This window comes from Bacillus sp. FSL W8-0116 (genome assembly GCF_038003825.1).
Lineage (GTDB): Bacteria > Bacillota > Bacilli > Bacillales > DSM-4216 > Bacillus_O > Bacillus_O smithii.
The window spans coordinates 97,424-122,845 of record NZ_JBBOPY010000002.1; the positions used below are offsets into that span (position 1 = coordinate 97,424).

20 protein-coding genes, 1 pseudogene and 1 riboswitch are annotated in these 25,422 nt (G+C 41.1%); of the genes and pseudogenes, 20 read left to right on the forward strand and 1 reads right to left on the reverse strand.

Annotated elements, in window-relative coordinates; genetic code table 11:
• Nucleotides 1-95: 95 nt before the first annotated feature.
• The 11 genes and pseudogenes from cccB (at nucleotide 96) to N1I86_RS16540 (ending at nucleotide 11,534) form a co-directional block, all read left to right on the forward strand.
• Entirely contained in the window at nucleotides 96-410 is a 315-nt protein-coding gene (gene cccB, locus N1I86_RS16490; protein WP_003352364.1) for a cytochrome c551, read from the forward strand.
• Between the two features lie 348 nt (nucleotides 411-758).
• On the forward strand, nucleotides 759-1,445 hold the full coding sequence (gene ftsE, locus N1I86_RS16495) for a cell division ATP-binding protein FtsE (RefSeq protein ID WP_341097523.1): 687 nt from the start codon (nucleotides 759-761) through the stop codon (nucleotides 1,443-1,445).
• Complete coding sequence (ftsX, locus tag N1I86_RS16500) at nucleotides 1,435-2,319, forward strand: permease-like cell division protein FtsX (RefSeq protein ID WP_040340803.1); 885 nt, start codon at nucleotides 1,435-1,437, stop codon at nucleotides 2,317-2,319. The genes ftsE and ftsX overlap by 11 nt, the downstream gene beginning before the upstream one ends.
• 56 nt (nucleotides 2,320-2,375) lie before the next feature.
• A complete protein-coding gene (locus N1I86_RS16505) occupies nucleotides 2,376-3,644 on the forward strand; it encodes a murein hydrolase activator EnvC family protein (protein WP_341097526.1) in 1,269 nt (422 codons plus the stop codon).
• Nucleotides 3,645-3,774: 130 nt separating this feature from the next.
• A complete protein-coding gene (locus tag N1I86_RS16510) occupies nucleotides 3,775-3,873 on the forward strand; it encodes a YjcZ family sporulation protein (protein ID WP_147542737.1) in 99 nt (32 codons plus the stop codon).
• Nucleotides 3,874-4,462: 589 nt separating this feature from the next.
• Nucleotides 4,463-4,942: pseudogene (locus tag N1I86_RS16515) on the forward strand (GNAT family N-acetyltransferase).
• Nucleotides 4,943-5,145: 203 nt separating this feature from the next.
• Nucleotides 5,146-5,262: riboswitch (SAM riboswitch) on the forward strand.
• 771 nt (nucleotides 5,263-6,033) lie between these two features.
• Complete coding sequence (locus tag N1I86_RS16520) at nucleotides 6,034-7,275, forward strand: homoserine dehydrogenase (RefSeq protein ID WP_341097527.1); 1,242 nt, start codon at nucleotides 6,034-6,036, stop codon at nucleotides 7,273-7,275.
• Between the two features lie 133 nt (nucleotides 7,276-7,408).
• On the forward strand, nucleotides 7,409-8,875 hold the full coding sequence (locus N1I86_RS16525) for a S41 family peptidase (RefSeq protein WP_270584022.1): 1,467 nt from the start codon (nucleotides 7,409-7,411) through the stop codon (nucleotides 8,873-8,875).
• A gap of 255 nt (nucleotides 8,876-9,130) precedes the next feature.
• Complete coding sequence (locus N1I86_RS16530) at nucleotides 9,131-10,318, forward strand: PDZ domain-containing protein (protein ID WP_341097529.1); 1,188 nt, start codon at nucleotides 9,131-9,133, stop codon at nucleotides 10,316-10,318.
• Nucleotides 10,319-10,557: 239 nt separating this feature from the next.
• A complete protein-coding gene (locus N1I86_RS16535) occupies nucleotides 10,558-11,208 on the forward strand; it encodes an HD domain-containing protein (protein ID WP_003352353.1) in 651 nt (216 codons plus the stop codon).
• A 68-nt stretch (nucleotides 11,209-11,276) separates the two neighbouring features.
• Nucleotides 11,277-11,534, forward strand: a complete 258-nt coding sequence (locus tag N1I86_RS16540; RefSeq protein ID WP_003352352.1) for a CsbA family protein — start codon at nucleotides 11,277-11,279, stop codon at nucleotides 11,532-11,534.
• 136 nt (nucleotides 11,535-11,670) lie between these two features.
• Here the strand turns inward: N1I86_RS16540 and N1I86_RS16545 are convergent, their stop codons facing one another.
• Entirely contained in the window at nucleotides 11,671-12,006 is a 336-nt protein-coding gene (locus N1I86_RS16545) for a hypothetical protein (RefSeq protein WP_341097531.1), read from the reverse strand.
• A gap of 157 nt (nucleotides 12,007-12,163) precedes the next feature.
• Here N1I86_RS16545 and N1I86_RS16550 point away from each other — a divergent pair, with 157 nt between their 5' ends.
• The 9 genes from N1I86_RS16550 (at nucleotide 12,164) to N1I86_RS16590 (ending at nucleotide 25,241) form a co-directional block, all read left to right on the forward strand.
• A complete protein-coding gene (locus N1I86_RS16550; RefSeq protein ID WP_341097548.1) occupies nucleotides 12,164-13,798 on the forward strand; it encodes a spore germination protein in 1,635 nt (544 codons plus the stop codon).
• Nucleotides 13,788-15,017, forward strand: coding sequence for a Ger(x)C family spore germination protein (locus N1I86_RS16555; RefSeq protein WP_341097533.1), 1,230 nt, complete (start codon nucleotides 13,788-13,790; stop codon nucleotides 15,015-15,017). The genes N1I86_RS16550 and N1I86_RS16555 overlap by 11 nt, the downstream gene beginning before the upstream one ends.
• A 7-nt stretch (nucleotides 15,018-15,024) precedes the next feature.
• Nucleotides 15,025-16,161 carry a GerAB/ArcD/ProY family transporter gene (locus tag N1I86_RS16560; protein ID WP_341097535.1) on the forward strand — a complete coding sequence of 379 codons (1,137 nt, stop codon included), beginning with the start codon at nucleotides 15,025-15,027 and terminating at the stop codon, nucleotides 16,159-16,161.
• A 310-nt stretch (nucleotides 16,162-16,471) separates the two neighbouring features.
• On the forward strand, nucleotides 16,472-18,448 hold the full coding sequence (gene uvrB / locus N1I86_RS16565; RefSeq protein ID WP_003352347.1) for an excinuclease ABC subunit UvrB: 1,977 nt from the start codon (nucleotides 16,472-16,474) through the stop codon (nucleotides 18,446-18,448).
• A 5-nt stretch (nucleotides 18,449-18,453) separates the two neighbouring features.
• The gene (uvrA, locus tag N1I86_RS16570) at nucleotides 18,454-21,327 is read left to right on the forward strand and encodes an excinuclease ABC subunit UvrA (protein ID WP_341097538.1); all 2,874 of its coding nucleotides are present in this window, start codon (nucleotides 18,454-18,456) and stop codon (nucleotides 21,325-21,327) included.
• 126 nt (nucleotides 21,328-21,453) lie between these two features.
• Nucleotides 21,454-22,212 carry a glucosamine-6-phosphate deaminase gene (gene nagB, locus N1I86_RS16575; RefSeq protein WP_341097539.1) on the forward strand — a complete coding sequence of 253 codons (759 nt, stop codon included), beginning with the start codon at nucleotides 21,454-21,456 and terminating at the stop codon, nucleotides 22,210-22,212.
• Nucleotides 22,213-22,289: 77 nt separating this feature from the next.
• Entirely contained in the window at nucleotides 22,290-22,940 is a 651-nt protein-coding gene (locus N1I86_RS16580; protein WP_003353566.1) for an IS607 family transposase, read from the forward strand.
• Between the two features lie 118 nt (nucleotides 22,941-23,058).
• Nucleotides 23,059-24,104 (forward strand): IS630-like element ISBs2 family transposase gene (locus N1I86_RS16585; protein ID WP_076611651.1). Its coding sequence is split into 2 segments (ribosomal slippage): nucleotides 23,059-23,562 and nucleotides 23,565-24,104, totalling 1,044 coding nucleotides; the frame shifts between segments, so codons are not numbered across the junction.
• Nucleotides 24,105-24,122: 18 nt separating this feature from the next.
• The gene (locus N1I86_RS16590) at nucleotides 24,123-25,241 is read left to right on the forward strand and encodes an RNA-guided endonuclease InsQ/TnpB family protein (protein WP_341097550.1); all 1,119 of its coding nucleotides are present in this window, start codon (nucleotides 24,123-24,125) and stop codon (nucleotides 25,239-25,241) included.
• Nucleotides 25,242-25,422: the final 181 nt, after the last annotated feature.

Below are 25,422 nucleotides of genomic sequence, written 5' to 3' on the forward strand. Positions count from 1 at the left end.
ATTGGGAAATGGAAGAGATGTGAAGCAGTTCCAAAGTGAAATAAAATTGGTATAATTTTTTAGGAGTTCTATTCTGATCACAAGGGAGGATAAAAATGAAAAAGTTGATGGGGCTTATACTTGGAACATCGATTCTACTTGCCGCTTGTGGTGGAGGGAATGGCGATAATGCAAAAGAATCGGCTAGTAAAGGAGATGACCCGCAACAGATCTACAACAATAAGTGCATTAGTTGCCATGGGGAAAATTTAAAAGGCGGTGTCGGTCCTTCTTTGCAAAAAGTTGGTTCTAAATACAGCAAAGAGGAAATCTTAAATATTCTGAAAAATGGCCGTGGACAAATGCCTCCAAAAGTTGTACAAGGAAAGGACGCCGAAAAAATCGCTGAATGGCTGGCCAATAAAAAATAATTATAACGCTTAACTTAACAAGGATGGTTTCGGAAAATATAGGAGGCATCCCATTCAAGTGGTAGAAAGAGGCTGGAAATGAAAAAAAGCTGAGTGCGATGGAAGCGCTCAGCTTTTGTGTGGAAAAACGGTTGTTTTCTTTCGCATATAGGTGTCAGCCGGATACGGACTTCTCTACTATTTTTACATTCTGAAATCAAAATGTAATATAAATTTTCAATGAGTGAAAGATATTCAATGCTATAATGAATTTTGAGTTGAAAATTCGCCAGATTTTGCGATTTTTCCCAAAAAAATGGGTTAGAGTCATAAATTCGACAAGAAATAAAAGACTTAGGTGGTTTTAAAATGATAGAAATGAAGGATGTTTTTAAGCAATATCCGAACGGCGTAGTGGCGGCCAATGGTTTTAATGTAAGGATTGGTAAAGGAGAATTCGTTTACATCGTTGGCCCGAGCGGTGCAGGCAAGTCCACTTTTATCAAGCTGATTTATAGGGAAGAAAAACCGACAAAAGGCACCGTAATTGTCAATGGGACCATCGTTTCTACCTTGAAAAACAGCAAAGTTCCGTTTTTGAGGAGAAATATTGGAGTTGTATTCCAAGATTTTAAACTGTTGCCGACGCTAACAGTTTATGAAAATGTCGCCTTTGCGTTGGAAGTGATTGAAGAAGAACCGGAAAAAATTAGAAAAAGAGTCATGGAAGTACTGCAATTGGTCGGCTTAAAGCATAAAGCGAGAATGTTTCCCGATGAGCTTTCAGGCGGGGAACAGCAGCGTGTTTCGATTGCGCGCTCGATTGTGAATCGTCCGAAAGTGGTGATCGCGGATGAACCAACCGGGAATTTAGACCCTGAGACATCTTGGGACATTATCAATCTTTTTGAAAAAATCAACCGAACAGGCACGACGATTGTCATGGCGACTCACAACAAAGAAATTGTCAATACAAACCGCCATCGGGTGATTGCTATTGATAACGGGCGGATTGTACGTGACGAGCAGCGAGGTGAGTACGGATATGAAAGCTAGAACAGTGCGTCGCCACTTTCGAGAAAGTTTTAAGAGCCTCGGCCGCAACGGCTGGATGACGTTCGCATCCGTTTCGGCAGTGACCGTCACTTTATTGATGGTCGGAGTGTTTCTGATCATTTTATTTAATATGAACAAAGCAGCCACGGATATGGAAAAAGACGTCGAAATCAGGGTGCATATTGCTCTTAACGCCAATAAGCAAGACGAACAAGAGCTCAAAGAACAAATTGAATCGATGCCCCAAGTGAAATCCGTCCAGTTTTCCTCAAAAGAACAAGAATTGCAAAATTTGATTAAAGACATGGGAGACGAATTTAAACTTTTTAAACAAGATAATCCTCTTTACGATGTGTTCATCGTCAAAACGAAAAATCCGAAAGATACGTCAAAAGTGGCTGAGAAAATCAGTCATTTCGATCATACGGAAAAAGTTGTCTACGGAGAAAAGAAAATCAAAAAATTGTTTCGGGTGCTTGAAACGGCAAGGAATGTCAGCCTTGTGCTTCTGATCGGATTATTGTTCACCGCCATGTTTTTAATTTCGAACACGATTAAAATGAACATCTTTTCAAGACGAAAAGAAATTGAAATTATGAGACTCGTTGGAGCCACCAATTCGTTTATTCGCTGGCCTTTTTTACTGGAAGGGCTTTGGATCGGAATTTTAGGTTCTGTCATTCCAATCGCATTTGTGGCGGTCGTCTATAAAGTAATCTATCAATATTTTCAAACGCATGTGCATGATCATTTTATCCAAATTCTTTCCTATACGCCTTTTGTGTTCCAAGTAAGCGCCATTATTTTATTGGTCGGCGTTTTTATCGGAATGTGGGGAAGCTTCTTGTCTGTTCGCCGCTTCTTGAAAATTTAAAGTTTTTTAGATCTACATACTTGTAACGTTAAAAAAATGATAGGGAAAGGGGATTTATGGTGAAAAAGAGAGTCGTTCTTTCAGCCGCTTTGGCTGCTTCTTTAGGGCTTGGAAGCAATTTTGGCTTCACAAAAGCCGCTTTTGCTTCCAAAATTTCAGATTTGGAATCGAAAAATACACAAATCGAACAAAAAAAGGCGGACCTCAAGCATCATCTTCAAGAAAAAGACCAAAAACTAAACGAGCTAAAAGACCAGCAAAGCAAGTTGGCGAAAGAAATAAAAGTGATCGATATGGCTGCTCAAGATGCCGAATTAAAAATTGCTGAGAAACAAAAACAAATGAAAGAGACAAACGAAAAAATCGGAAATCTGAAAAAAGAAATTAAAGTAATTCAAAAGCGTATTCAGGAACGGAACGAAGTGCTTAAGGAACGGGCACGTGCACTTCAGCAAAGCGGGGGAAGCGCTAGCTACATAGACGTGCTGCTTGGTGCTGAAAGTTTTAGTGATTTTATCGACCGCGCCACAGCGGTGACTGCTCTTGTAAACGCCGATAAAACGATTTTGGATGAGCAAAAAAAAGATGAAGAAAAGCTAGAGAATAATCGCAAAGAAGTAGAAAAAGAGTTGGACCGTTTAACAGGAATGGTGCAGGATTTAAAAGATTTAACGGCACGTTTAAATGCCAAACGAACGGAAAAAGACTCGTTGATGAAGCAGTTGGCAAAAGAGCAGAAAGACGTTGAAAACGATAAATTAAGCCTTCAAGAAGAACAAGAATTGCTGGCATCTCAACAGTCGGCTATTCAACAAGCGATTCAAAGCGAGAAAAACCGAAAAAAAGAGGCCGCACAAGCACCACAGCCAACTGGCAATGAACATTCCGTTCAGTCCGCCAGCCAAGGTCCGATGCCTGAAGTTTCGTCTGGGGCCTTTACTCGGCCGGCAGCCGGGGTGATTTCTTCTGAGTTTGGCGCTAGAGGTTCTGAATTCCATGAAGGAATCGATATCGCGAACAGCGGCTCCAACGTTCCAATAGTGGCTGCCGCATCAGGAGAAGTGATTCGCTCCTATTATTCTACTTCTTATGGAAACTGTATTTTTATTTCACATTCCATTAATGGAAAAGTATTTACGACGGTTTATGCCCATATGTCCGCGCGTCTAGTCCAATCGGGACACGTTTCGAAAGGACAAGTGATCGGTTATATGGGAAGCACGGGACAATCAACCGGCCAGCATCTTCATTTTGAAATTCATGAAGGGCCATGGACTCCGGATAAAAGATATGCTGTTAATCCACGGAAATATATTAATTTTTAAGGTATAGAAGAGCTTGACACATGTCAGGCTCTCTTTTTCATTTTGAAAAAAATCGATGGACAGCTACACGAGCCCGGGCATCTGAGGGGCAATTGGAATATGTTATTCTGTACTCACAAATGGAGGTGTTATGATGGGCGGAGCTTATGCAGGTGGCTTTGCGTTGATTGTTGTGTTGTTTATTTTGTTGATTATTGTTGGTACGGCTTTCGTTGGTTTCGGTTACTAGTAAGGTGCTTATTGCGAAGAAGTATGTTTGACATTTGGAAAAAGTTTCGACAAAATCGGTTATCAAAATTAAATGTGTTCAAACATTGCCTTGCTTTCTTACTATCCCGGCAGTAGCGTTTTAACGCGAAGTCTGGAAAAAGGTTGAACATTGAATTTCATTATACGGGCTGATTTTTAGAGGCATTCTCTCTGAATCAGCCTGTTGTTTGTATGTCGGTCTTATCATGATCTCATTTTTAAACATATTTAAGGCCTGCTTTTCTTTCTATCGGCCTGATAAATCCTCATCATCATGGCGAACATGATCGCCGAACGAATGGAATTCGAAATACTGATAATCTTCAAAAGTGAAGGCGGTTCTTCTCCATTCAAATAGTAAAGATAACCCGTCACACTCCCTTTTATTTAGTAAATTAGGTCTTCCTTTTTCCATTAAACACTTTTCAAACAAATAACCCAAACTGGACTTTTACACCAAGAAACTTGCATATAGGCTCGCTTTTTCCTCAATGGAAGAAATGAGTGGCACAATGCTTGACGATCAATGCATAGCCATTGAACCACTGCAAAGGAGAGGAGAATGATGAATGATAAAACCAATAAAAGATGTAAGGAAGGAGTTCATTTTAAATTTTTTTAAAGAGCAATGGGGGAGCACAGAAATGGTGACATCAAGCGGTACATACGATTGCATGGAATTGGATGGATTTGTCTCTCTAAACTTAAAAGGAGAAATCAATGGATTCATTACTTTTTACATTTCAAAAGATGAATGCGAAATTATATCGTTGGACAGTATGGAAGAAAATAAAGGCATTGGAATTTCTTTGCTGAATCGTGTTGAATTTTTTGCTAAAGAACAAAATTGTAAGAAAATGAAACTGATTACGACTAATGATAATTTGAGGGCTATCCGATTTTATTAAAAAAGAGGATATCAATGTGTAAAGGTCATCCCGAATGCCGTGAATATCGCGAGAAAGAGAAAGCCTGAAATCCCCTTTATGAATCCCGAGAACCATATACCGATACGTGACGAATTTTTGTTCGTAAAAGAAATACAATAAATCAAAACTTAATGCAGTGCAATATTCAACCATTCTAAGTTAGCGCATCGTTGTCCGTAGTCGTTCCGTATCGAACATGGACAAGCACAACCATGTGGATCATTGAAAAGGGCATTGACTTTAGTCCATAGATTCACTATAATTTGTTCAAAAGTTTCTTTTTTTCATTTATTCACAACAAACTGTAAATAACGAATATTTCACTCTTATCAAGAGCGGCGGAGGGATTAGGCCCAATGAAGCCCGGCAACCTTCAAGCAGTACTGCTTGAAAAGGTGCTAAGTCCTACAGATCTTGTATACAGATCTGAAAGATAAGAGGAGGAGTCCATCAACGTCCTCTTCTTAAGAAGAGGACGTTTTTCATGTGCGCCCGGCATGTACATGAACTATAGGGTGTAAGTCCCGAACTCCGAAGACAGAAGTAGAGGTTAGCCAAGAGCAAGGGTGTCCGTGGTGACGCGGAATCTGAAGGAAGCTGGAGGCAAAACACCGGACCGAGGAACACGAACCTCATATAAGGCTAGGTATGATGGAGTGAGTTTGCATAACAAAACAAAGCTCTTTCTGTCGAAGGTCATATCGAGTAAATGAGGCGGATAGATGGTGTGAAAGTGCATGTACTTACCCGGGGAGGTCTGGCGGATAGGTGAAGTACTCTTCATAACCTACTTAGTGATAAGTAGCTGAACCGTCAGAAGTCAGCAGAGGTCATAGTATTAGTTGGTCTAGAACAACTAAGAAGGACCGAACAATTAAGAGAGAATAGCCCTTGGTATTCAGTGAGTCATGATGAACACAGAAAACGTAGTACCTCACTTGAGGGAGGAAGCGGTGAATCCCGTGGGAGACCTCTTGGAGGGTGGAGTGACCACTGGCATAAAGAGAACAGCTATTCACGGAAGTTATAAAGACTTGCGTCAATTATCTTAATTGAACCGCCGTATACGGAACCGTACGTACGGTGGTGTGAGAGGACGGGAGTTAATCGCTCCCTCCTACTCGATTTAGAGCCGTTTTGTTTGTATCGAGGAGTATCAACAAGGGGTCGCAATAAAAAGCATTCTAGATTGATGTGAAGGAGGAGCAAACATGACAGAGAAAATTAAAGCAGCCATTTTGGGTTTTGGTACAGTGGGACAAGGAGTTTATCAATCGATTCAATCCCATCAAAGTCGGCTGAAACAGCTGCTTGGGAAAGAAGTGGAAGTTGCGGGAATCTTGATTCAACATCCGGAAAAAGAACGGGATGTAGATGAGTCTGTGATCGTTACGACCCAATTTGAAGACATTTTGGCGATTCCGGGCTTGCAAGTGATATTTGAAGCTATAGTGGGAGAAGAGCCGGGCCATACTTATTTATCAATGGCAATAGAAAAAGGTATCCACGTCATCACTGCCAATAAAGTCATGTTTGCCCGCCACGGTCAGGAACTGTTAAAGAAAGCAAAAGAAAACGGCGTTCAAATAGGTTTTGAAGCGACGACTGCCGGTGGAACCCCGATTCTTCAAACGCTTGCGCTGTTAAGGGTCAATGAAGTGGAAGAAATACAAGGAATATTAAATGGAACTTCCAATTTTATTTTATCGGAAATGAGAGAAAAGAAAATCAGTTTTCATGAAGCGTTAAAAGACGCTCAAGCAAGAGGTTATGCCGAGGCGGATCCGGCCAATGACATCGAAGGGACCGATGCTTTTTATAAGCTGTTGATATTAAGCAACGTTGGTTGGGGAATTCAGCCGGAATGGGAAACGATTGAAAAACAAGGAATTACTCATATCACAAGCGAAGTTATTGAAATTGCCGATCAACTGCAATGTCGCGTAAAGCATGTAGCGGATATAAAAAAAGAAGGAAGCCATTTGAAAGGTTTTGTCAAGCCTGTCTTTGTACCGTCGACGCATCCATTTTACGGTGTAGAAGGAGTGGAGAATGCTGTTTCCTTCCAAGGAAGCTTAATTGGCAGAGTGACCATTCAAGGCCCCGGTGCCGGAAAGTATCCAACTGCAAGCGCCATGGTAGAAGATTTAATTCATGTTCTCAAACAAACTTCAGTAGGGAAAAAACCTTGTTTTTCCCATACCTCTTCCAATACTGCTGAAACGGAATGGGTTGTATTGACGGAACAACCTCTATCTGAGCCAAATGTCGAAATAAAACATACAGGCAAGACCGCTTCAGTCTATTATTATGATATCGCCGCCACAAGGGAAACGATAGAGCAATGGCATCAAAAGGAAACAATCCTGCAAAGCTTTGAAGTGTTAAATGAACTGGCGCTTGAACCAAGGAATGCCAGCTTAGGGGCTGTTATATCCGGAGTTTCCATATAAAAATGTTCTCTGGCAGCCGAACCTTTCTCTTCATAACTTGTCCTTTCCGTGAATATAGATAATGACACGAACGTCAGGCTAGCTCGAACCTCAAAAAGAGGAGAAGGCTTTTGGACAGGAGGATGTATGAGTGATGAAGAGAAAATGGGCTGCTCTTCTTGTGTCGTGCTCTTTTTTAACGGGTGCAGGGAGCACTTATGCAGGATTGAAAATTTGGGATCAGAGGGCGCCGCAAGAAAGCCGGGAGCCTGGCCAAACAGGCGAGGCGTCTTACAAACTTACGGATGAACTCCATAAAGTGGAAGTGGCGTATGAATTGATTTCAAAAAAATACGTGAAGAAGGTGAACAGCGGTCAGCTGGTGGAAGGGGCCATTTCCGGAATGCTGGCTGCTTTGAAAGACCCTTATTCCGTTTATATGGATGCTGAAACCGCTCACCAGTTTAATGATTCTTTGGACTCTGCTTTTGAAGGGATCGGGGCTGAGATCACCGTTAGAAACGGAAAAGTATTCATCGTTTCGCCCTTGAAAGATTCACCGGCGGAAAAGGCAGGTTTAAAGCCGAACGATCAGATTATCAAAGTCAATGGCAAAAACGTAGAGGGGTTGGATTTATATAAGGCGACTGAAAAAATCCGCGGAAAAAAGGGAACATCCGTCACGTTGGAAGTGAGAAGAGATGGGGCGGCAAAACCGTTGACATTTAAAGTGAAAAGGGGCGAAATACCGATTCAAACGGTGAATGGAAAAATCAAGAAAGAAGATGGAAAACGAATAGGATATATCGAAATTACCTCTTTTTCGGAAGAAACGGGAAAAGACTTTAAAAAGAAATTAAAGCAGTTAGAGAAAGAACACATCAAAGGACTTGTTCTCGATGTTCGGGGCAATCCAGGAGGATTATTGACAAGCGTTGAAGAAATTTTAAAAGAACTCGTTACGGATCATAAGCCGTACTTGCAAATAGAAGAACGATCCGGAAAGAAAGTGGAATATTATTCAACGACCAAAAAAGCTAAACCTTATCCGATTGTGGTCCTTACAGATGGCGGAAGCGCTTCTGCATCTGAGATCTTAGCCGCAGCACTGAAGGAGGCAGAAGGATATACTTTAATCGGACAAAAGACATTTGGCAAAGGAACGGTTCAGCAAGCGGTTCCCCTCAGTGACGGCAGCAATATTAAATTAACGACTTATAAATGGCTGACGCCAAACGGCAATTGGATTCATCATAAAGGGATTGAACCGAACATTGTGGTGAAGCAGCCTGACTATTTCTACGTTCATCCTCTTCAAATAGAAAAACCGCTAAAGAAAGATATGAATACCGATCAAGTCAAAAACGCCCAAGAAATGCTGGATGGACTGGGATACGCTCCCGGACGGACCGATGGCTATTTTAGCGCTCAAACGGAAAAAGCGGTTCGCGCCTTTCAAATGGAAAATCAAATAAAAGTGAACGGACAAATTGATAAGCAGACAGCGCAAATGCTGGAGACTAAAATCATGGAAGCGATGAAAAAAGATAAAAATGATTTGCAGCTGAATGTGGCGCTAAAGGTTGTCAGCGATGATGAAAAAATTGGCAAAACTAAATGACATTTAAGGCTTTGTCTATTGATATCTGGTTTATGTAATATAGAAATAGTTTTGGCCGTAAACGGTTGTCCTTTGGCCGCTATTGTCCAGGACGTGTGACGGGAGAACTTCATGAAAAGAATTTGCGGCGAAAGAGAAGTCCGCTATGATTTCATTATGATCTTTGTGTAATTTTATATGTGTTTTCATCATTCATTTGATACAATGAGATTACATTCAAAACGGTGAGACGGAAGAAAGGATGGTGGTTTCCTATTGATACAAGATATTCTGCTTGAATTGGCAAAAGGCTTTGGTAAACTTTTTCTCCATCCGCTTTTTTATTTTTCTTTCATCTTCTCTGTCTGTATTGGATTATGGCGAGTAAAAAGAGAACGGAAAGATTTTGATATCAGTGTATACGATATATACCACGAATTGCGCATGTTGCTTCCGGCCGGGTTGGTCGCCGGGGTCATTATTTCCGCCTGTACGCTGGCTCTTGGTGTTGAAGTGTCTTGGTTTTCATGCGCTCTGTTAGCCACGACCACTCTGCTGCTTAGCTTTTTCAGGGCCCGGTTTTTATCGCCGGCATGGATTTTTGGCGGTGCGGCCATTCTGTATTATGTGGCGAAAGCAGCTGGCATGGGTCTGCCTAATGCTGATTCCACCGTTTCAGAACCGCTCGTATTTGTATCGCTCTCTGTTCTTGCGGGGCTTCTTCTTATAGGAGAAGGGGCGCTCATTTATCGAAATGCTTGGCGGGACACTTCGCCAAGACTTGTCCAAAGTCCGCGGGGATTGACGGTGGGCGCTCACTATTCTCAACGTACGTGGCTCATTCCTGTGTTTTTATTGCTACCTGCTGATCATATTCGTTCTTCTTTTGATTGGTGGCCGTTCTTTTCCATTGGAGCACAATCATTCACGTTGTTTTTCTTTCCTTTTTTAATAGGGTTTGAACGGACGATGACGGCTTCTATTCCGGAGAGGGCGTTGAAGGAAACGGGCAGAAAGGTGATTTGGCTCGGTGTGTTTACCTTATTGCTTGCCTTCGTGTCTCATTGGGTCCCGGTCATAAGCTATGCAGCCTTGATCTTTGCTTTTGCCGGTCGGTTGGCGATTTCCTATTTTGACCACAATCGGCAAAAAAGTCAGCCCCATTTTTTTACGCCCAGTACGAAAGGTGTTTTGATTTTGGGGGTTCTCCCCTTTACACCCGCTCATAAAATGGGACTGAAAAGTGGGGAAATTATCCGTAAAACGAACGGAGTGGAAGTCAACAGCGAGAAAGAATTTTATGAAGCGCTTCAACGCAACCGTGCATTTTGCAAATTGGAAGTGTATGATGTGAACGGCCAAGTTCGCTTTGCCCAAAGTTCTTTATATGAAGGCGAACACCATGAACTTGGGTTAATTTTCATTGATGAAGAAAGACATATAAACGGGTCAGCTGTATCATAGCAGTTGTTTCCCGCGATAAAGAGAGGCCTCCCTTTTAGCGAAATGTTCTTCGTAACATGAAAAGGGCGGTCTTTTTTCATCCATAAGATTGGCGAATGGCGCCCACCGTAACCGAGATGAGACGGGTATTGGTGCGGTAACGATTTCCATGATAATTCGATAATTCATCCATTTTAGTGGAAACTTTCAACAAAAATTGATACAATCATTCGAAATATACTTTTTAAGGAGGATGGCTTATGGGAGTACACAACTACTTTAAAAGTTTATCAGACTTAGAAAATCTGTTTCGTTGTCCGGGAAAGTTTAAATATCAAGAGCACTCGGTTGCAGCTCATTCTTTTAAAGTGACGAAAATTGCCCAATTTTTAGGGACGGTAGAAGAAGCGCATGGCGAAAAAGTAGATTGGAAAGCGCTGTATGAAAAAGCGCTCAACCATGATTATGCGGAATTGTTTACCGGCGATATAAAAACGCCTGTGAAATACGCTTCTAATGAATTAAAAGAACTATTTTCACAAGTGGAGGCGCAAATGACGAAGAAATTTGTGGAAAAAGAATTTCCTGAAGAATTTCAATCGATTTATCTGGAACGGTTTCAAGAAGGGAAAGATGATACATTAGAGGGGAGAATTTTATCAGTGGCGGATAAAATTGATTTACTCTATGAATCGTTCGGGGAAATCCAAAAAGGAAATCCGGAACCGCTATTCCGCGAAATTTATCAGGAAGCTTTGTCCACTATTATGGAGTTTAAAGATATGAATTGCGTTCAATACTTTTTGAAGGAAATCGTGCCTGATTTATTATCGGAGACATACATTCCGCAAAGTGAACTGGAACAAATGACAGAAGATATTATTTTCAAAAAACAAAATCCGTCTGAATAAACAGAAAGCAGTAATTTTTTGTTAATGACTTTTCAGTTTATTCTGTATGTTATATGATGGATAGCAGAATGGTGCCATTAAGGGGTGTGGATATGGAAGGGAAAATATTGTTGGCAATGTTTGTTCCCGGATTACTGGTGCTGCTGTTTGCACGTATCACGTATAATGAAGTCATCGGACTGGTTTTAACTGTCGCCTTAATCGCTGCTTCCGCTTACAAAGGATATACTCATACGTGGCCTTTGGTGATCATTGATGCCGCTTCTTTAACGGCTGGATTTTGGTTATCGAACTATTGGAAAAGAAGTCAAAAGAAAAGCGCTTAGGAACTATTGCTGATCATTCCTGGCGCTATTTTTTTGCTGTTCGAGGCCGCATGAATAGGCAGATTTTGTACTTTATACGGACTCTACGGCTTTTTGACCTCGCTTGATCAGACAGCGGACTCCCACTGATAGAAGTTCACCGATGAAAGACAGTGTAATAACCTCTGATTGAAAACATTTCCATTGTTTTTTTGAATATGTTTATCGCATAAAAAAGCAGCTTATTTTTGGGGGCTGCTTTTTTGATTGTTTTTGTTCTTGCTCTTTTTTTATATAGTCTTATGACTTGCTTGATGATGTACACAATAAAAAAGAGAGCAAGCGTTATAATTTCTTCTTTTTCCATTTTTCGAAAGGGGTCGAGCGTTTTTAAAAACGCATTTTGATATCGGTACCCTAACAGTAAATCGAGTGAAAAAATTAAAGCGAAAAGAACCGCGATGATTAAAAGAACGGTAAAAATGACCTTCATGATGACATCCTCACAACATATGTTTTCTTTATTTTTCTCTATTTTGTCCCAGATCATGTAAGAAAAAAAGTTCGTATAATCTCCACGGTATATGCGGGAAACTACAGATACATCCATTTTTTGAAAACGAGGGATTATGATGGGATTGTTTAAGAAAATGTTCTTTCATAAAGGCAAAAAGAACAAACAGAAAAAACAGGTGAGCAAAAAACAGGAGCAATTAGGACAATCCAAAAATGTGCCAAAAGGAGATATAGAGAAATCGCTTGCGACCAATATAGATGTCATCAAAGAAACAACGGGCAACAGCAGCGATATCATTGTTCGTGTCATCAAAATGGGGCGAGAAGCGGATATCACAGCTGCCATTATTTATACGGAAGGGCTTGTAGACGATCTGACCGTAAAAGACTTTTTGATAGAATCGGCCATGAAAGATACGAACGAACAAAATTTGGAAAACCCGAACTTAGCGCTTCAGGTATTGAAAGAAAAAATTTTACCGATCGGAGAAGTGAAAGAATTAGATTGTTGGGAAGATTTGTTTACCAATTTAATGACGGGACAAACGATCATCCTGGTAGATGGCGTTTCTAAAGCGTTAACGGCTAATACAAGAGGAGGGGAAAAGCGGCAAATATCGGAGTCGGATACGGAAATTTCCATTCGCGGGCCGAAGGACAGTTTTACGGAAACGATCCGAACAAACAGTGCCTTAATCAGAAAAAGAATTAAAAATCCGAATCTATGGCTGGAATCCATGAAAATTGGCAAAGTGACGCAGACAGATGTGGCGATTATGTATATTAAAGGAATTGTCAATGAAAAAGTGGTAGAGGAAGTCAGGATAAGGTTAAAGCGGATCAATATCGATAGTATTCTGGAGACTGGCTACATAGAACAGCTGATTGAGGACAAAACGTTTACTCCTTTTCCAACGTTGTTTCATACCGAAAGACCGGATGTGGCGGCGGCTAATTTATTGGAAGGAAGAGTAGCGATATTGGTGGATGGCACACCATATGTCCTCTTGGCGCCGGCCGTTTTTATCCAGTTTTTTCAGGCGGTGGATGATTATTATGGCAGGTTTGATCTTAGTTCTGCCCTCCGTTTTTTACGAGTGCTGATTTTTTTTATTTCTCTCGTAGGTCCGGCTATCTATATTGCAGCGACTACTTTTCATCAGGAAATGATACCGACCCCTCTTGTGATTGCGCTGGCAGCACAGCGTGAATCGGTTCCTTTTCCGGCGTTTGTGGAAGCAATGATTATGGAAGTAACGTTTGAAATTATACGAGAGGCAGGGGTAAGGCTTCCGCGGGCGATTGGACAAACCGTATCCTTTGTGGGAGCGATTGTCCTTGGCCAGTCAGCGGTTCAAGCCGGATTTGTATCGCCGGCCATGGTCATTGTCGTTTCTATTACGGGCATTGCCAGTTTTGCGACCCCTGCTTATTCTATTGCGATATCGGTGCGCTTGATTCGTTTTATCATTATGGTGATGGCGGCGACATTCGGGTTTTACGGCTGCTTGATGGGAATATTGGTGATGGTGATTCATCTATGCAGCCTTCGCTCTTTTGGGATGCCGTATATGACTCCGCTTGCTCCTTCTATACCGGCTAATTTTGGCGACACCTTAGTTCGCAAGCCAATCTGGAAATTTAAAGAGAGACCACGGCTCATTAGCCAATCGAATATTACAAGAGCGGGTGAACATCAGCGGCCGCAGCCGCCGGATCATTCCCATTCTCAGAACGAAAATGAAAAAGGTGAAAAAAATGATTCGTAAGCGCTCCTTATTGTTCATGATAGTATGTTTGCAACTTCTCCTTTCAGGGTGTTGGAGCAAGCGTGAACTGACTAGTCTGGCGTTGGTGTTGGCACTCGGCATCGATATGACAAAGGATGGAAAATATGAGGTCAGCATGCAAATTGTCAATCCCGGAAATGTGGCCGGGGCTCTCCAGCAAGGTGGCGGAGGAGGACAAGGACTGCCGATAGTCGTGTATCATCAAAAAGGTGATAACATCGTTGAAGCTACCAGAAAAGCTTCTACAATGATTTCAAGGCGTTTGTACTTTTCTCATACGAATATGCTCGTAATAGGAGAAAAAGTGGCTAAAAAAAATATACCTGTTATTCTGGAAGCCATCGAAAGAGACCAACAAATTCGAAACACAACGACAATGGTGGTTGCAAAAGGAACAAAGGCGCAGACCATTTTAGAAACTTTGACGCCAATTGATAAAATTCCCGCTGATCAAATTCGCAAAACGCTGACGACTTCCGAGTCAATATGGAGTGAAACTTTCCCAACCAAAATTTCTGATGTCATTCAACAATTGATTTCCCCGGGGAAACAACCGGTCATTCCGGGGATCAGGCTGATCCATAACAGTGAACAAAGGGGGACGATGGAAAACCTGCAAAGAACAAATCCAGTAAGTAATATCGAAATAAGCGGATTCGCCATGATTAAAGATGGAAAACTAAAAAAATGGGTGTACGGCAAAACAGCGCGAGGAGTAACCTGGTCGCTGGGAAAGATGAGGTCCACGAGTGTAAGCGTCGATTGGGGTGGAAGAAAAAAGGCCCTTTCCTATGAAGTGATTCGGGACAAAACAAAGCTGACAGCCAAGGTGAAAAACGGAAAACCGGTAGGGTCCGTCTTGGTGAAAGTGGAAGGCGATATTGGAGAAATGCTCGTCCCGGTTGATATCACGAACTTGCGAGTCATCCAAAAAATTGAAAGACAAACCAATAGAGAAATTGAAAGAGAAGTTGAGCGAGCGATCAAAATCGCTCAACGGAACCACACGGATATTTTCGGCTTTGGCGATGCGATCCATAGGCACGATCCGAAGTTTTGGAAAAGGGTACACACGAAGTGGAGCGATGATTATTTCCCAACTATGGACATAAAGGTTGAAGTGAGAACGCACATACGGCGTTCAGAATTGCGGACAAAATCATTCCTGTCCACTATTAAGGAAGAAAAAAGGCGGTGATCCATGAATGGAGAAGGCAAAAATAGACGGCCTCCAGTTATTCATTCTCATTTTTTTATTTGAAATGGGAAGTGCGATTGTCCTTCCCTTAAGCGTTCAAACCAGACAAGATGCGTGGATATCTGTATTGGGAGGAATGTTGGGGGGGCTAGTGTTATTCCTTATCTACCAACGCCTTTATTTGTATTATCCTAATAAGTTGATGACAACTTACATACAAGATATTCTTGGGACAGTTCTAGGAAGAATCATAGGTTTTGTCTATGTTGTATATTTCCTTTATTTGGCAGCAAGAGTGCTGCGTGACTTTGGGGAATTGCTGGTAACATTTTCTTATCCTGAGACGCCTGTGCTGATCATTAATGCGATTATGATGGCAACCCTTGTTTATGCATTGAATAAAGGAATTGAAGTGATGGCAAGAACGAGTGAATTATCTTTTGTAGTTCTTTATATTCTTGCCATTATAGGATTTGTGTTGGTATTCGTTTCTGGTTTGGTAAAGATAGACCATTTAAGGCCCATGCTGGAAAATGGGATTAAGCCTATTTTGAAAGCCGTTGCCACAGAAACATTATATGTACCGTTTGGGGAAATGATTGTGTTTACCATGATCCTTCCATATTTAAATAGACCTGAAAAAGCAAAAGCCGTTGGATTATCGGCCGTCACGATCAGCGGAATTAATTTAATGATAATTACCGCTATCAATATAGGGGTCTTGGGGGTGGATCTTTTCTCTAGGGCGGTGTTTCCGTTGCTGGCCACTATTCAACAAATTGAAATGCCTGATTTTCTGGAACGCTTGGATATCTTTTTTCTAATAGCGTTAGTAATTGGCGGCTTTTTTAAAATTGGCCTGTTTTTCTACGCAGCCACTATCGGAGCTGCGGAAATTTTTCGGATATCGGATTATAAAAAATTAGTATATATAGTTGCTATCATTATTTTATTTGCATCCATTTCCATTGCCGATAATTATTTCGAGCACATAAAAGAAGGATTGAATTTAGTTCCCATTTATTTGCATTTGCCATTTCAAATCGTCCTTCCCCTTATTTTGCTGATCATTGCCTTTTTTAAAAATCGAAAAAAAACAAAAGAAAGGACAAGGGACAAGTCAGAAAGCGAAAGGATAAAATGAGAGATTTCTTGCGTCCAGTTTGCCTTTAAAAAAAGTGGCTTTCATGAAGAGAACCAGCAGGCCACATAACCAAAGAAGCGATCAAATGGATTGATTGCTTTTATTTTTGCTTCTGCTTATCTTGTGATCGAAAACTTGTTCGCATATGATTGGTGAATGGACATGTCGTTGTGGTAGAATGGAAAATAACCAGGAATTTGGAATAAAACAAATATCGCAGTTGGTCTTATGTGATGTTTTTTATAGAAAGCAAAACAGCCATGAAGGAAGATATTCTTCTTTTCGGCTCAATATAGGGGGGATCTTGCGAGTGGAAAATCGCTTCGAACTTGTTTCGAAATATCGTCCGCAAGGCGATCAGCCGAAAGCCATTCAACAGCTGGTAAAAGGAATACGGGAAGGAAAGAAGCATCAAACGCTTCTTGGTGCAACAGGAACAGGCAAAACGTTCACGATTTCGAATGTAATTAAAGAAGTGAATAAACCGACATTGGTCATCGCTCATAATAAAACGTTAGCCGGCCAATTATACAGTGAGTTTAAAGAATTTTTTCCGAATAATGCAGTGGAATATTTCGTCAGTTATTACGACTATTATCAACCGGAAGCGTATGTGCCGCAGACGGATACGTATATAGAAAAAGATTCCAGCATCAATGATGAAATTGACAAATTGCGGCACTCTGCCACTTCCGCTCTGTTTGAACGACGAGATGTCATTATCATTGCCAGCGTCTCCTGCATTTACGGTTTAGGTTCGCCGGAAGAATACCGGGATTTGGTCGTGTCTTTGCGTGTCGGCATGGAGATGGAGCGGGACCACCTTCTACGTCGACTTGTGGATATCCAATACGAGCGCAATGATATTAACTTTCAGCGCGGGACCTTTCGTGTACGCGGCGATGTAGTCGAAATATTCCCCGCTTCCCGGGATGAGCACTGTATCCGAATTGAGTTTTTTGGAGATGAAATCGACCGCATCCGTGAAGTCAATGCACTGACAGGAGAAATTCTTGGCGAACGGGAACATGTGGCTATCTTCCCTGCTTCTCACTTCGTCACGAGAGAAGAAAAAATGAAGATGGCCATTCGCAATATTGAAATCGAACTGGAAGAACGTTTAAAAGAGCTGAGAGACCAAGGAAAATTGCTGGAAGCGCAAAGACTGGAGCAGCGAACTCGATATGATTTGGAAATGATGAGAGAGATGGGATTTTGCTCCGGAATCGAAAACTATTCCCGCCATTTGGCGTTAAGACCGCCGGGCTCCACTCCATATACGCTTCTTGATTATTTTCCGGATGATTTTTTAATCGTGGTCGATGAATCGCATGTGACATTACCGCAAATTCGTGGAATGTTCAACGGGGATAGAGCAAGAAAGCAAGTTTTGGTGGATCACGGTTTCCGGCTGCCGTCTGCTTTGGACAACCGTCCTTTAACGTTTGAAGAATTCGAGAAGCATATTAACCAAATTGTGTACGTATCAGCCACTCCGGGTCCTTACGAGATAGAACATTGCCCGGAAATGGTGGAACAAATCATTCGGCCGACCGGTTTGCTGGATCCGACCATCGATGTCCGCCCGATCGAAGGGCAAATCGATGACTTGCTTGCCGAAATTCAAGAAAGAACGAAGAGAAATGAACGAGTGCTTGTAACCACTTTAACAAAGAAAATGGCCGAGGACTTGACGGATTATTTGAAAGAAGTCGGCATAAAAGTGCAATACTTGCATTCGGAAGTAAAGACGTTGGAACGGATTGAAATCGTCCGCGATTTACGACTCGGAAAATTTGATGTACTGGTCGGGATCAATTTATTAAGAGAAGGATTGGATATTCCGGAAGTTTCTCTTGTGGCGATTTTGGATGCCGACAAGGAAGGATTTTTGCGTTCGGAACGATCTTTAATTCAAACGATAGGCCGCGCCGCTCGAAATGCAAACGGCCACGTTATCATGTACGCCGACCATATTACCGATTCGATGGAAAAAGCCATTTCGGAAACAAAACGACGCCGTGCCATTCAGGAAGCGTACAATAAGGAGCATGGAATTACTCCCAAAACGATTCAAAAAGGCATTCGCGATGTCATTCGAGCTACTTATGCTGCGGAAGAACAAGAAACGTACGAAAAATCTCCCAAGAAAAAACTATCTGCGGAAGAAAAGAATCGTTTGATTGCCAGTCTCGAAACAGAAATGAAAGAAGCAGCCAAAGCACTAGACTTCGAACGTGCTGCCCAGCTGCGTGATGCGATTTTAGAGTTAAAAGCGGAAGGATGACCATCATGGGAAAAGATCAAATCATTGTTAAAGGAGCACGAGCCCATAATCTGAAAAATATTGATGTCACCATTCCAAGAGATCAATTGGTTGTCTTAACCGGGCTATCGGGTTCCGGAAAATCTTCTTTGGCGTTCGATACGATCTATGCGGAAGGCCAAAGAAGGTATGTTGAATCTTTGTCTGCTTATGCACGCCAGTTTCTCGGACAAATGGACAAGCCGGATGTAGACGCCATCGAGGGGCTGTCGCCGGCTATTTCCATTGATCAAAAAACGACCAGTCGAAATCCCCGCTCCACTGTGGGAACCGTAACCGAAATATACGACTATTTGCGGCTGTTATTTGCCCGTATCGGCCATCCGATTTGCCCTAACCATGGCATCGAAATTACTTCTCAAACGATTGAACAAATGGTGGACCGCATTATGGAATATCCTGAACGGACGAGGCTGCAAATCCTTGCTCCAGTGGTATCCGGGAAAAAAGGAACGCATGCCAAAACGCTGGAGAATATGAAGAAACAAGGGTATGTACGTCTTCGCGTCGATGGGGAAATGCGGGATGTGGAGGAAGACATCCAATTAGATAAGAATAAAAAGCATTCGATTGAAGTGGTGGTAGACCGCATTGTCGTGAAAGACGGAATTCACTCCCGTTTGGCCGATTCTTTAGAAGCTGCGCTGAAACTAGGGGAAGGAAAAGTCATTATCGACGTCATCGGACAAGAAGAACTGTTATTCAGTGAACATCATGCATGTCCGTATTGCGGTTTTTCGATCGGCGAATTGGAGCCGCGCATGTTTTCGTTTAACAGTCCATACGGTGCCTGTCCGACTTGCGACGGATTAGGGTCCAGATTAAAAGTGGACGTTGATCTTGTCATTCCGGATTGGAATTTGAGTTTGCGCGAGAACGCGATTGCACCTTGGGAACCTACCAGCTCTCAATATTACCCGCAGCTTTTAAAGGCGGTGTGCGATCATTACGGCATTGATATGGATATACCCGTCAAGGATATACCGAAACCGCTTTTAGACAAAATTTTATATGGATCAGATGGTGAGAGCATTTATTTTCGCTACGTGACCGATTTCGGCCAAGTCAAGGAGAATTATATCGAGTTTGAAGGCGTGATCCCGAACGTTGAGCGCCGTTATCGAGAGACGACATCTGATTATATACGCGAGCAAATGGAAAAATACATGGCTCATCAAAAATGCCCGACTTGCAAAGGGCATCGTTTAAGGAAAGAGGCCTTGGCTGTCAAAATCGGCGGTCTTCATATCGGAGAAGTCACTCAATTTTCCATTAAGGAAGCGAAAAAGTTTTTTGAAAATCTCACATTGACGGAAAAGGAAAAGAAAATTGCCCATTTGATTTTGCGTGAGATCAGCCAGCGGCTTGGTTTTCTGGATAATGTCGGCCTCGATTATTTGACGTTAAGCCGTGCGGCCGGAACGCTTTCAGGCGGTGAGGCGCAGCGTATTCGTTTAGCCACTCAGATCGGTTCTCGACTGACGGGAGTTTTATATATATTGGATGAACCATCTATTGGTCTGCATCAGCGTGACAATGATCGATTAATCGAGACGCTGAAAGAAATGCGGGACATAGGCAACACATTAATCGTTGTAGAACATGACGAAGATACGATGTTAGCCGCCGATTATTTAATCGATGTCGGGCCGGGAGCAGGCGTCCATGGAGGAGAGATCGTATCAGCGGGCACGCCTGAGGAAGTGATGAAAGATCCTAACTCGCTTACGGGCCAATATTTATCCGGGAAAAAGTTTATTCCGCCGCCGCAGGAACGGCGAAAACCGGATGGTCGTTTTATTGAAATAATAGGAGCAAAAGAAAACAATTTAAAAAATGTGAAAGTGAAGTTTCCGTTAGGCGTATTTATCGCTGTCACCGGCGTGTCGGGATCCGGAAAAAGCACCCTTGTCAATGAGATTCTTTACAAGGCGCTTGCTCATAAGCTGTACCAAGCAAAACAAAAGCCGGGTCAGCATAAAGAAGTGAAAGGCATTGAACATTTGGATAAAGTGGTCGAAATTGACCAATCCCCTATTGGACGCACTCCGCGATCCAATCCGGCCACCTATACAGGCGTTTTTGATGATATTCGCGATGTGTTTGCCCGAACAACGGAAGCAAAGATGCGCGGATATAAGAAAGGACGTTTCAGCTTTAATGTGAAAGGCGGACGCTGTGAAGCTTGCCGCGGGGATGGCATTATCAAAATCGAAATGCATTTCCTTCCAGATGTCTATGTTCCTTGCGAAGTTTGCCATGGAAAGAGATACAACAGGGAAACGCTCGAAGTGAAATACAAAGGAAAAAACATTGCAGATGTATTGGATATGACGGTGGAAGATGCGCTTGAATTCTTTGAAAACATTCCGAAAATCAAGCGTAAACTGCAGACGATTGCTGATGTCGGCCTCGGCTATATCAAACTGGGGCAGCCAGCTACCACATTGTCGGGAGGGGAAGCACAGCGTGTCAAGCTGGCCTCCGAATTGCATCGCCGTTCTACCGGAAGAACGTTTTATATTTTGGACGAGCCGACGACAGGATTGCATGTGGATGATATTGCTCGGCTTCTAAAGGTCCTTAAACGGCTGGTGGAAAACGGTGATACGGTGCTTGTAATTGAACATAACCTGGATGTAATCAAAACAGCCGATTATATTATTGACTTAGGACCTGAAGGCGGCGATAAAGGCGGTACGATCGTGGCTACCGGAACGCCTGAAGAAGTGGCTGAGGTGGAACAATCGTATACTGGAAAATATTTAAAGAAAATTTTAAAACGCGACCAGGAGCGTATGAAACAAAAAATAGCTGAACACGAACATGCGACTTCTTAATAATTGCAGCGGAAGGGTGCTCCCTTCCGCTGTTTTGATACTGGTATAGATAACTAGACGAATAAAAGGTAATATAAAGATGTAAACGCCCCAATTTCCTTTTATTGTTAGAAAAGGGGGAGTTAGATGCGAGTCGTAAAAGTAGCCAACTATGAGGAAATGAGCCAAAAAGCCGCGGAATGTATCATTCGCCAAGTGAAAGAAAAACCTGATTCGGTTCTCGGGCTGGCCACGGGTGGAACCGTGATCGGAACGTATCAATTATTGGCAAAAGACCATCAGAAGAACGGAACGAGTTACCGACAGATTTTAACGGTTAATTTGGATGAATATATTGGAATAAGCCCTGAACACGAGCAAAGCTACCATTTTTATATGAAAAAAAGGCTGTTTGATCATGTCCAAATTCCGCCTGAAAACACCTATTTGCCTGATGGACAAGCGGAAGATCTTGAAGAAGAATGCAAAAAGTATGACGAGCGGATCGAAAGTCTTGGCGGCATTGATCTGCAGCTTCTTGGCATCGGTGTGAATGGCCATATCGGTTTTAACGAACCGGGTACGCCTTTTGATTCCAAAACCCATATTGTTGAACTGTCGGAATCGACCCGAAAGGCTAATGCGAGATTTTTCAACACCCTTGAGGAAGTTCCGAAGAAAGCTATTACGATGGGAATAGAAACGATCATGAAGAGTAAGAAGATTTTACTGTTAGCTTCCGGATTGAAAAAAGCGCCTATTATTCGCAAACTTTTTCATGAGGGAATAACGGAAGAGATTCCTGCTTCTGTTTTAAAAAAACATGAGAATGTGGTGCTGATTGCGGATGAAGAAGCGCTTTCTCTTGTTGATCCTGTATGGGTGGAGAGGCTTAAACAGTTTTGAATAACTTATAAAAAGTTATAAAATTTTTATTTACTTTAATTTTTTCATGCTATATTTAATTTAAGGAGGAATATAGCATGAGATATTATAGCATTCATGAATTTTCCAAATTAATCAATCGAACGCCACAAACTTTAAGAAATTGGGACAAAAGTGGAAAATTAAAACCACATCATACTGGCTCAAACGGCTATAGATATTATTCTCACGATCAACTTAAAGAGGTACTTGGTATTAAAGAAACTAGTCAAAAAGTGGTTGGTTATTGCAGAGTTTCTTCTAATAAACAAAAAGATGATTTGCAAAGACAAGTTGAAAATATGAAAAAATATTTAGAATCGTTAAATGTTGAATATGAAATCATTCAAGACATTGGTAGTGGGATTAATTACAAGAAAAAAGGTTTGCGTCAACTAATCAAAATGATAAATAACAAAGAAGTAGATAAAATAGTAGTATTCCATAAAGATAGGCTTCTTAGATTTGGTTTTGAATTGGTTGAGTATATGGCAAACCTTAATGGGTGTGAGATTGAAGTTTTAGATAGCACTGAAAAAACAGATGAACAAGAACTTGTAGAAGATTTAATACAGATTGTTACAGTATTTAGTTGTAGATTACAAGGAAAACGTGCTAATAAAACTAGAAAGTTAGTAGATGAATTAATTGAGGAAAATGAGGAATTGCTAAATGATAAAGTCAATAAAAGGGATGTTGAAACCAAATAATAAGCAAAAAACTAAATTATTTCTATATGCGAATACAGCTATATAAATTAAAATAAAGGTTTTCTCCCGTTCCACGGCGAATAAATACAAAGAGAAAATAGGGGAACGGAGAGAAAATATGATGCCAAATCACAAAGACGAGATCGAAAAGTTGTCCACTGCCATGAAAGAAGCAAAAAGTAAACGAGCATATGAACGCTACCAAGCGATTTATCTTCATTTGCAGGGATATACCAAAGGAGAAATCGCAACGATTATTGGTCGATCCAAGAAAACTATTTATAACTATATTCATGCCTACGCCCAGCGCGGTCTTGATGGACTGGAGATGAAATACTCACCTGGCGCCCCACGTCGATTGACCCCTGAGCAGGAAAAAGAGCTGGCTTTGATCATTGAACATCAGCTCCCCGTAGATGTGGGATTCGAAGCAAAATATAATTGGACGCTTGCGATAATCGCTGAACTCATTCAACAAAAGTGGGGGCCAACATACACGCTTCGCGGAACAAGTGACATTCTGCATCGGTTAGGGCTAAGCTATACGAAACCGACCTATACACTAGCCAATGCCGATGAAGAGAAACAAAAAGAATTCGTCGAAATCACCTTCCCTGAAGTAAAAAAAAACTGGTAGATGGGAACATCGCCCATGTCCTCTTTCAAGATGAGTCGATGATTCGTGATTACCAAGCGATTCAAAAAACATGGTTTGTCAAAGGAAAACAACGAATCATTCCGACGTTTGGAAAACATCAAGGGCTGAAGCTGATTGGCACGTTGAACTACGAAACAGGGGAAGTGTTTTGCATCGAAGAAGAATGCTATGACGCGGAAACATTTCTTCGATTTCTTCAACTTGTGTTAGAACGCTATCCCACAGGCAAAATAGTGATGATTTTAGATAACGCTCGAATTCACCATGCCAAACTCATTCAGCCATTTTTAAAAGAACACGAAGATCGGTTAGAGCTCGTCTTTTTGCCACCATACAGTCCGCAATTGAACTTGATTGAAGGGCTATGGAAATGGCTGAAATCAGACGTGATTTACAACGTGTTCTATTCGAGTGTGCAAGAAATTAGAAAGAATGTCCAAGCCTTTATTCAGCGAATCAACCAGAAACCAGAACAAACGATCGATCGTTTGTGTGTTCAGTTGTAAATCTTTAATTCAACTTATATATATGCGAATACAGCTAGATTTGCTTATAATTGGACAATTGCAAAGCAACAAGAAAATTATCAAAATGGTGGTAAATTCATCAATGATTCAACTTTGAGAAAACAGTTTACTCAAATGAAAAAGCTTGATGAATTTAATTGGCTGAATAATGTAAGTAATAATGTAACGAAACAAGCTATTAAAGATGCTTGTGATGCTTACAAACGATTTTTTAAAGGACTATCAAAATATCCAAAATTTAAAAGGAAAAAGAAATCTATACCTAGTTTTTATCAGGATAATGTGAAAATCAAATTCACAAAAACACATGTTAAAGTAGAGGGATTTGCTTCAAGTAAAAAGTCGAATAAACAAAAGATAAATTGGATTCGATTAGCAGAAAAAGGACGTATTCCATTTGGTGAAAATGTTAAGTATATGAATCCTCGATTTACATTTGATGGTTTGAATTGGTGGGTATCTGTTGGAATAGAAACAGATAGTGATTATTCTCCTTCAAAAACAGAAGGGATAGGTATTGACTTAGGAATAAAAGATTTAGCTGTTTGTTCTGATGGTAAAGTTTATGGAAATATTAATAAAACAAAAAGAATTAGGCAATTAGAAAAGAAAAAGCGCAGGTTGCAACGTAAAATTTCAAGAAAATATGAAAAAGGAAGGGAGGGAAACCGTTACAGGAAAACCAACAACATTATAAAAAGTGAAAAGCAACTTTTAAAAGTTTCACGAAGACTAACGAATATTCGTCATAACTACATACATCAAATCACTTCTGAAATCGTAAACAGAAAACCAATGTTTATTGTTTTAGAAGATTTGAATGTAAAAGGTATGATGAAAAATAAACATTTAGCTGAATCTGTTCAACAACAGTGTTTCCATGAATTTAGAAGACAAATTGAATACAAGTCAAATTGGAATAATATTCGCTTCATTTTGGCGGATAGATGGTTTCCAAGTTCTAAGTTGTGTTCTTGTTGCGGAAAAGTTAAAAAAGACTTGAAGTTATCCGATAGAACTTTTGAATGCGAATGTGGAAATATTGTTGATCGAGATTATCAAGCGTCTATAAATCTTAAAAAATATGGTGAAAATGTTTTAGAATCTGCATCTTAACAATGCAAGTTAATGCAGACATGTACCGATTCGTTAGTCGGGAATTTACGACTTTGGAGTGTTACACCAAATGCAAGTAGCGATCTGTTTAATAGATAGACGTGAAAGCAGACACGATGAAGAAGTAATGAAACATAAAAGTTGTAGGAAATTATAACTTTTTATAAGTTTTCTGTAACGG

Bases quoted from the DNA above. Each gene is read 5' to 3' on its own strand.
- cccB (WP_003352364.1), top strand. From the start codon at position 96: ATGAAAAAGTTGATGGGGCTTATACTTGGAACATCGATTCTACTTGCC.
- ftsE (WP_341097523.1), top strand. From the start codon at position 759: ATGATAGAAATGAAGGATGTTTTTAAGCAATATCCGAACGGCGTAGTG.
- ftsX (WP_040340803.1), top strand. From the start codon at position 1,435: ATGAAAGCTAGAACAGTGCGTCGCCACTTTCGAGAAAGTTTTAAGAGC.
- N1I86_RS16505 (WP_341097526.1), top strand. From the start codon at position 2,376: ATGGTGAAAAAGAGAGTCGTTCTTTCAGCCGCTTTGGCTGCTTCTTTA.
- N1I86_RS16510 (WP_147542737.1), top strand. From the start codon at position 3,775: ATGATGGGCGGAGCTTATGCAGGTGGCTTTGCGTTGATTGTTGTGTTG.
- N1I86_RS16520 (WP_341097527.1), top strand. From the start codon at position 6,034: ATGACAGAGAAAATTAAAGCAGCCATTTTGGGTTTTGGTACAGTGGGA.
- N1I86_RS16525 (WP_270584022.1), top strand. From the start codon at position 7,409: ATGAAGAGAAAATGGGCTGCTCTTCTTGTGTCGTGCTCTTTTTTAACG.
- N1I86_RS16535 (WP_003352353.1), top strand. From the start codon at position 10,558: ATGGGAGTACACAACTACTTTAAAAGTTTATCAGACTTAGAAAATCTG.
- N1I86_RS16540 (WP_003352352.1), top strand. From the start codon at position 11,277: ATGGTGCCATTAAGGGGTGTGGATATGGAAGGGAAAATATTGTTGGCA.
- N1I86_RS16545 (WP_341097531.1), bottom strand. From the start codon at position 12,006: ATGAAGGTCATTTTTACCGTTCTTTTAATCATCGCGGTTCTTTTCGCT.
- N1I86_RS16550 (WP_341097548.1), top strand. From the start codon at position 12,164: ATGTTCTTTCATAAAGGCAAAAAGAACAAACAGAAAAAACAGGTGAGC.
- N1I86_RS16555 (WP_341097533.1), top strand. From the start codon at position 13,788: ATGATTCGTAAGCGCTCCTTATTGTTCATGATAGTATGTTTGCAACTT.
- N1I86_RS16560 (WP_341097535.1), top strand. From the start codon at position 15,025: ATGGAGAAGGCAAAAATAGACGGCCTCCAGTTATTCATTCTCATTTTT.
- uvrA (WP_341097538.1), top strand. From the start codon at position 18,454: ATGGGAAAAGATCAAATCATTGTTAAAGGAGCACGAGCCCATAATCTG.
- nagB (WP_341097539.1), top strand. From the start codon at position 21,454: ATGCGAGTCGTAAAAGTAGCCAACTATGAGGAAATGAGCCAAAAAGCC.
- N1I86_RS16580 (WP_003353566.1), top strand. From the start codon at position 22,290: ATGAGATATTATAGCATTCATGAATTTTCCAAATTAATCAATCGAACG.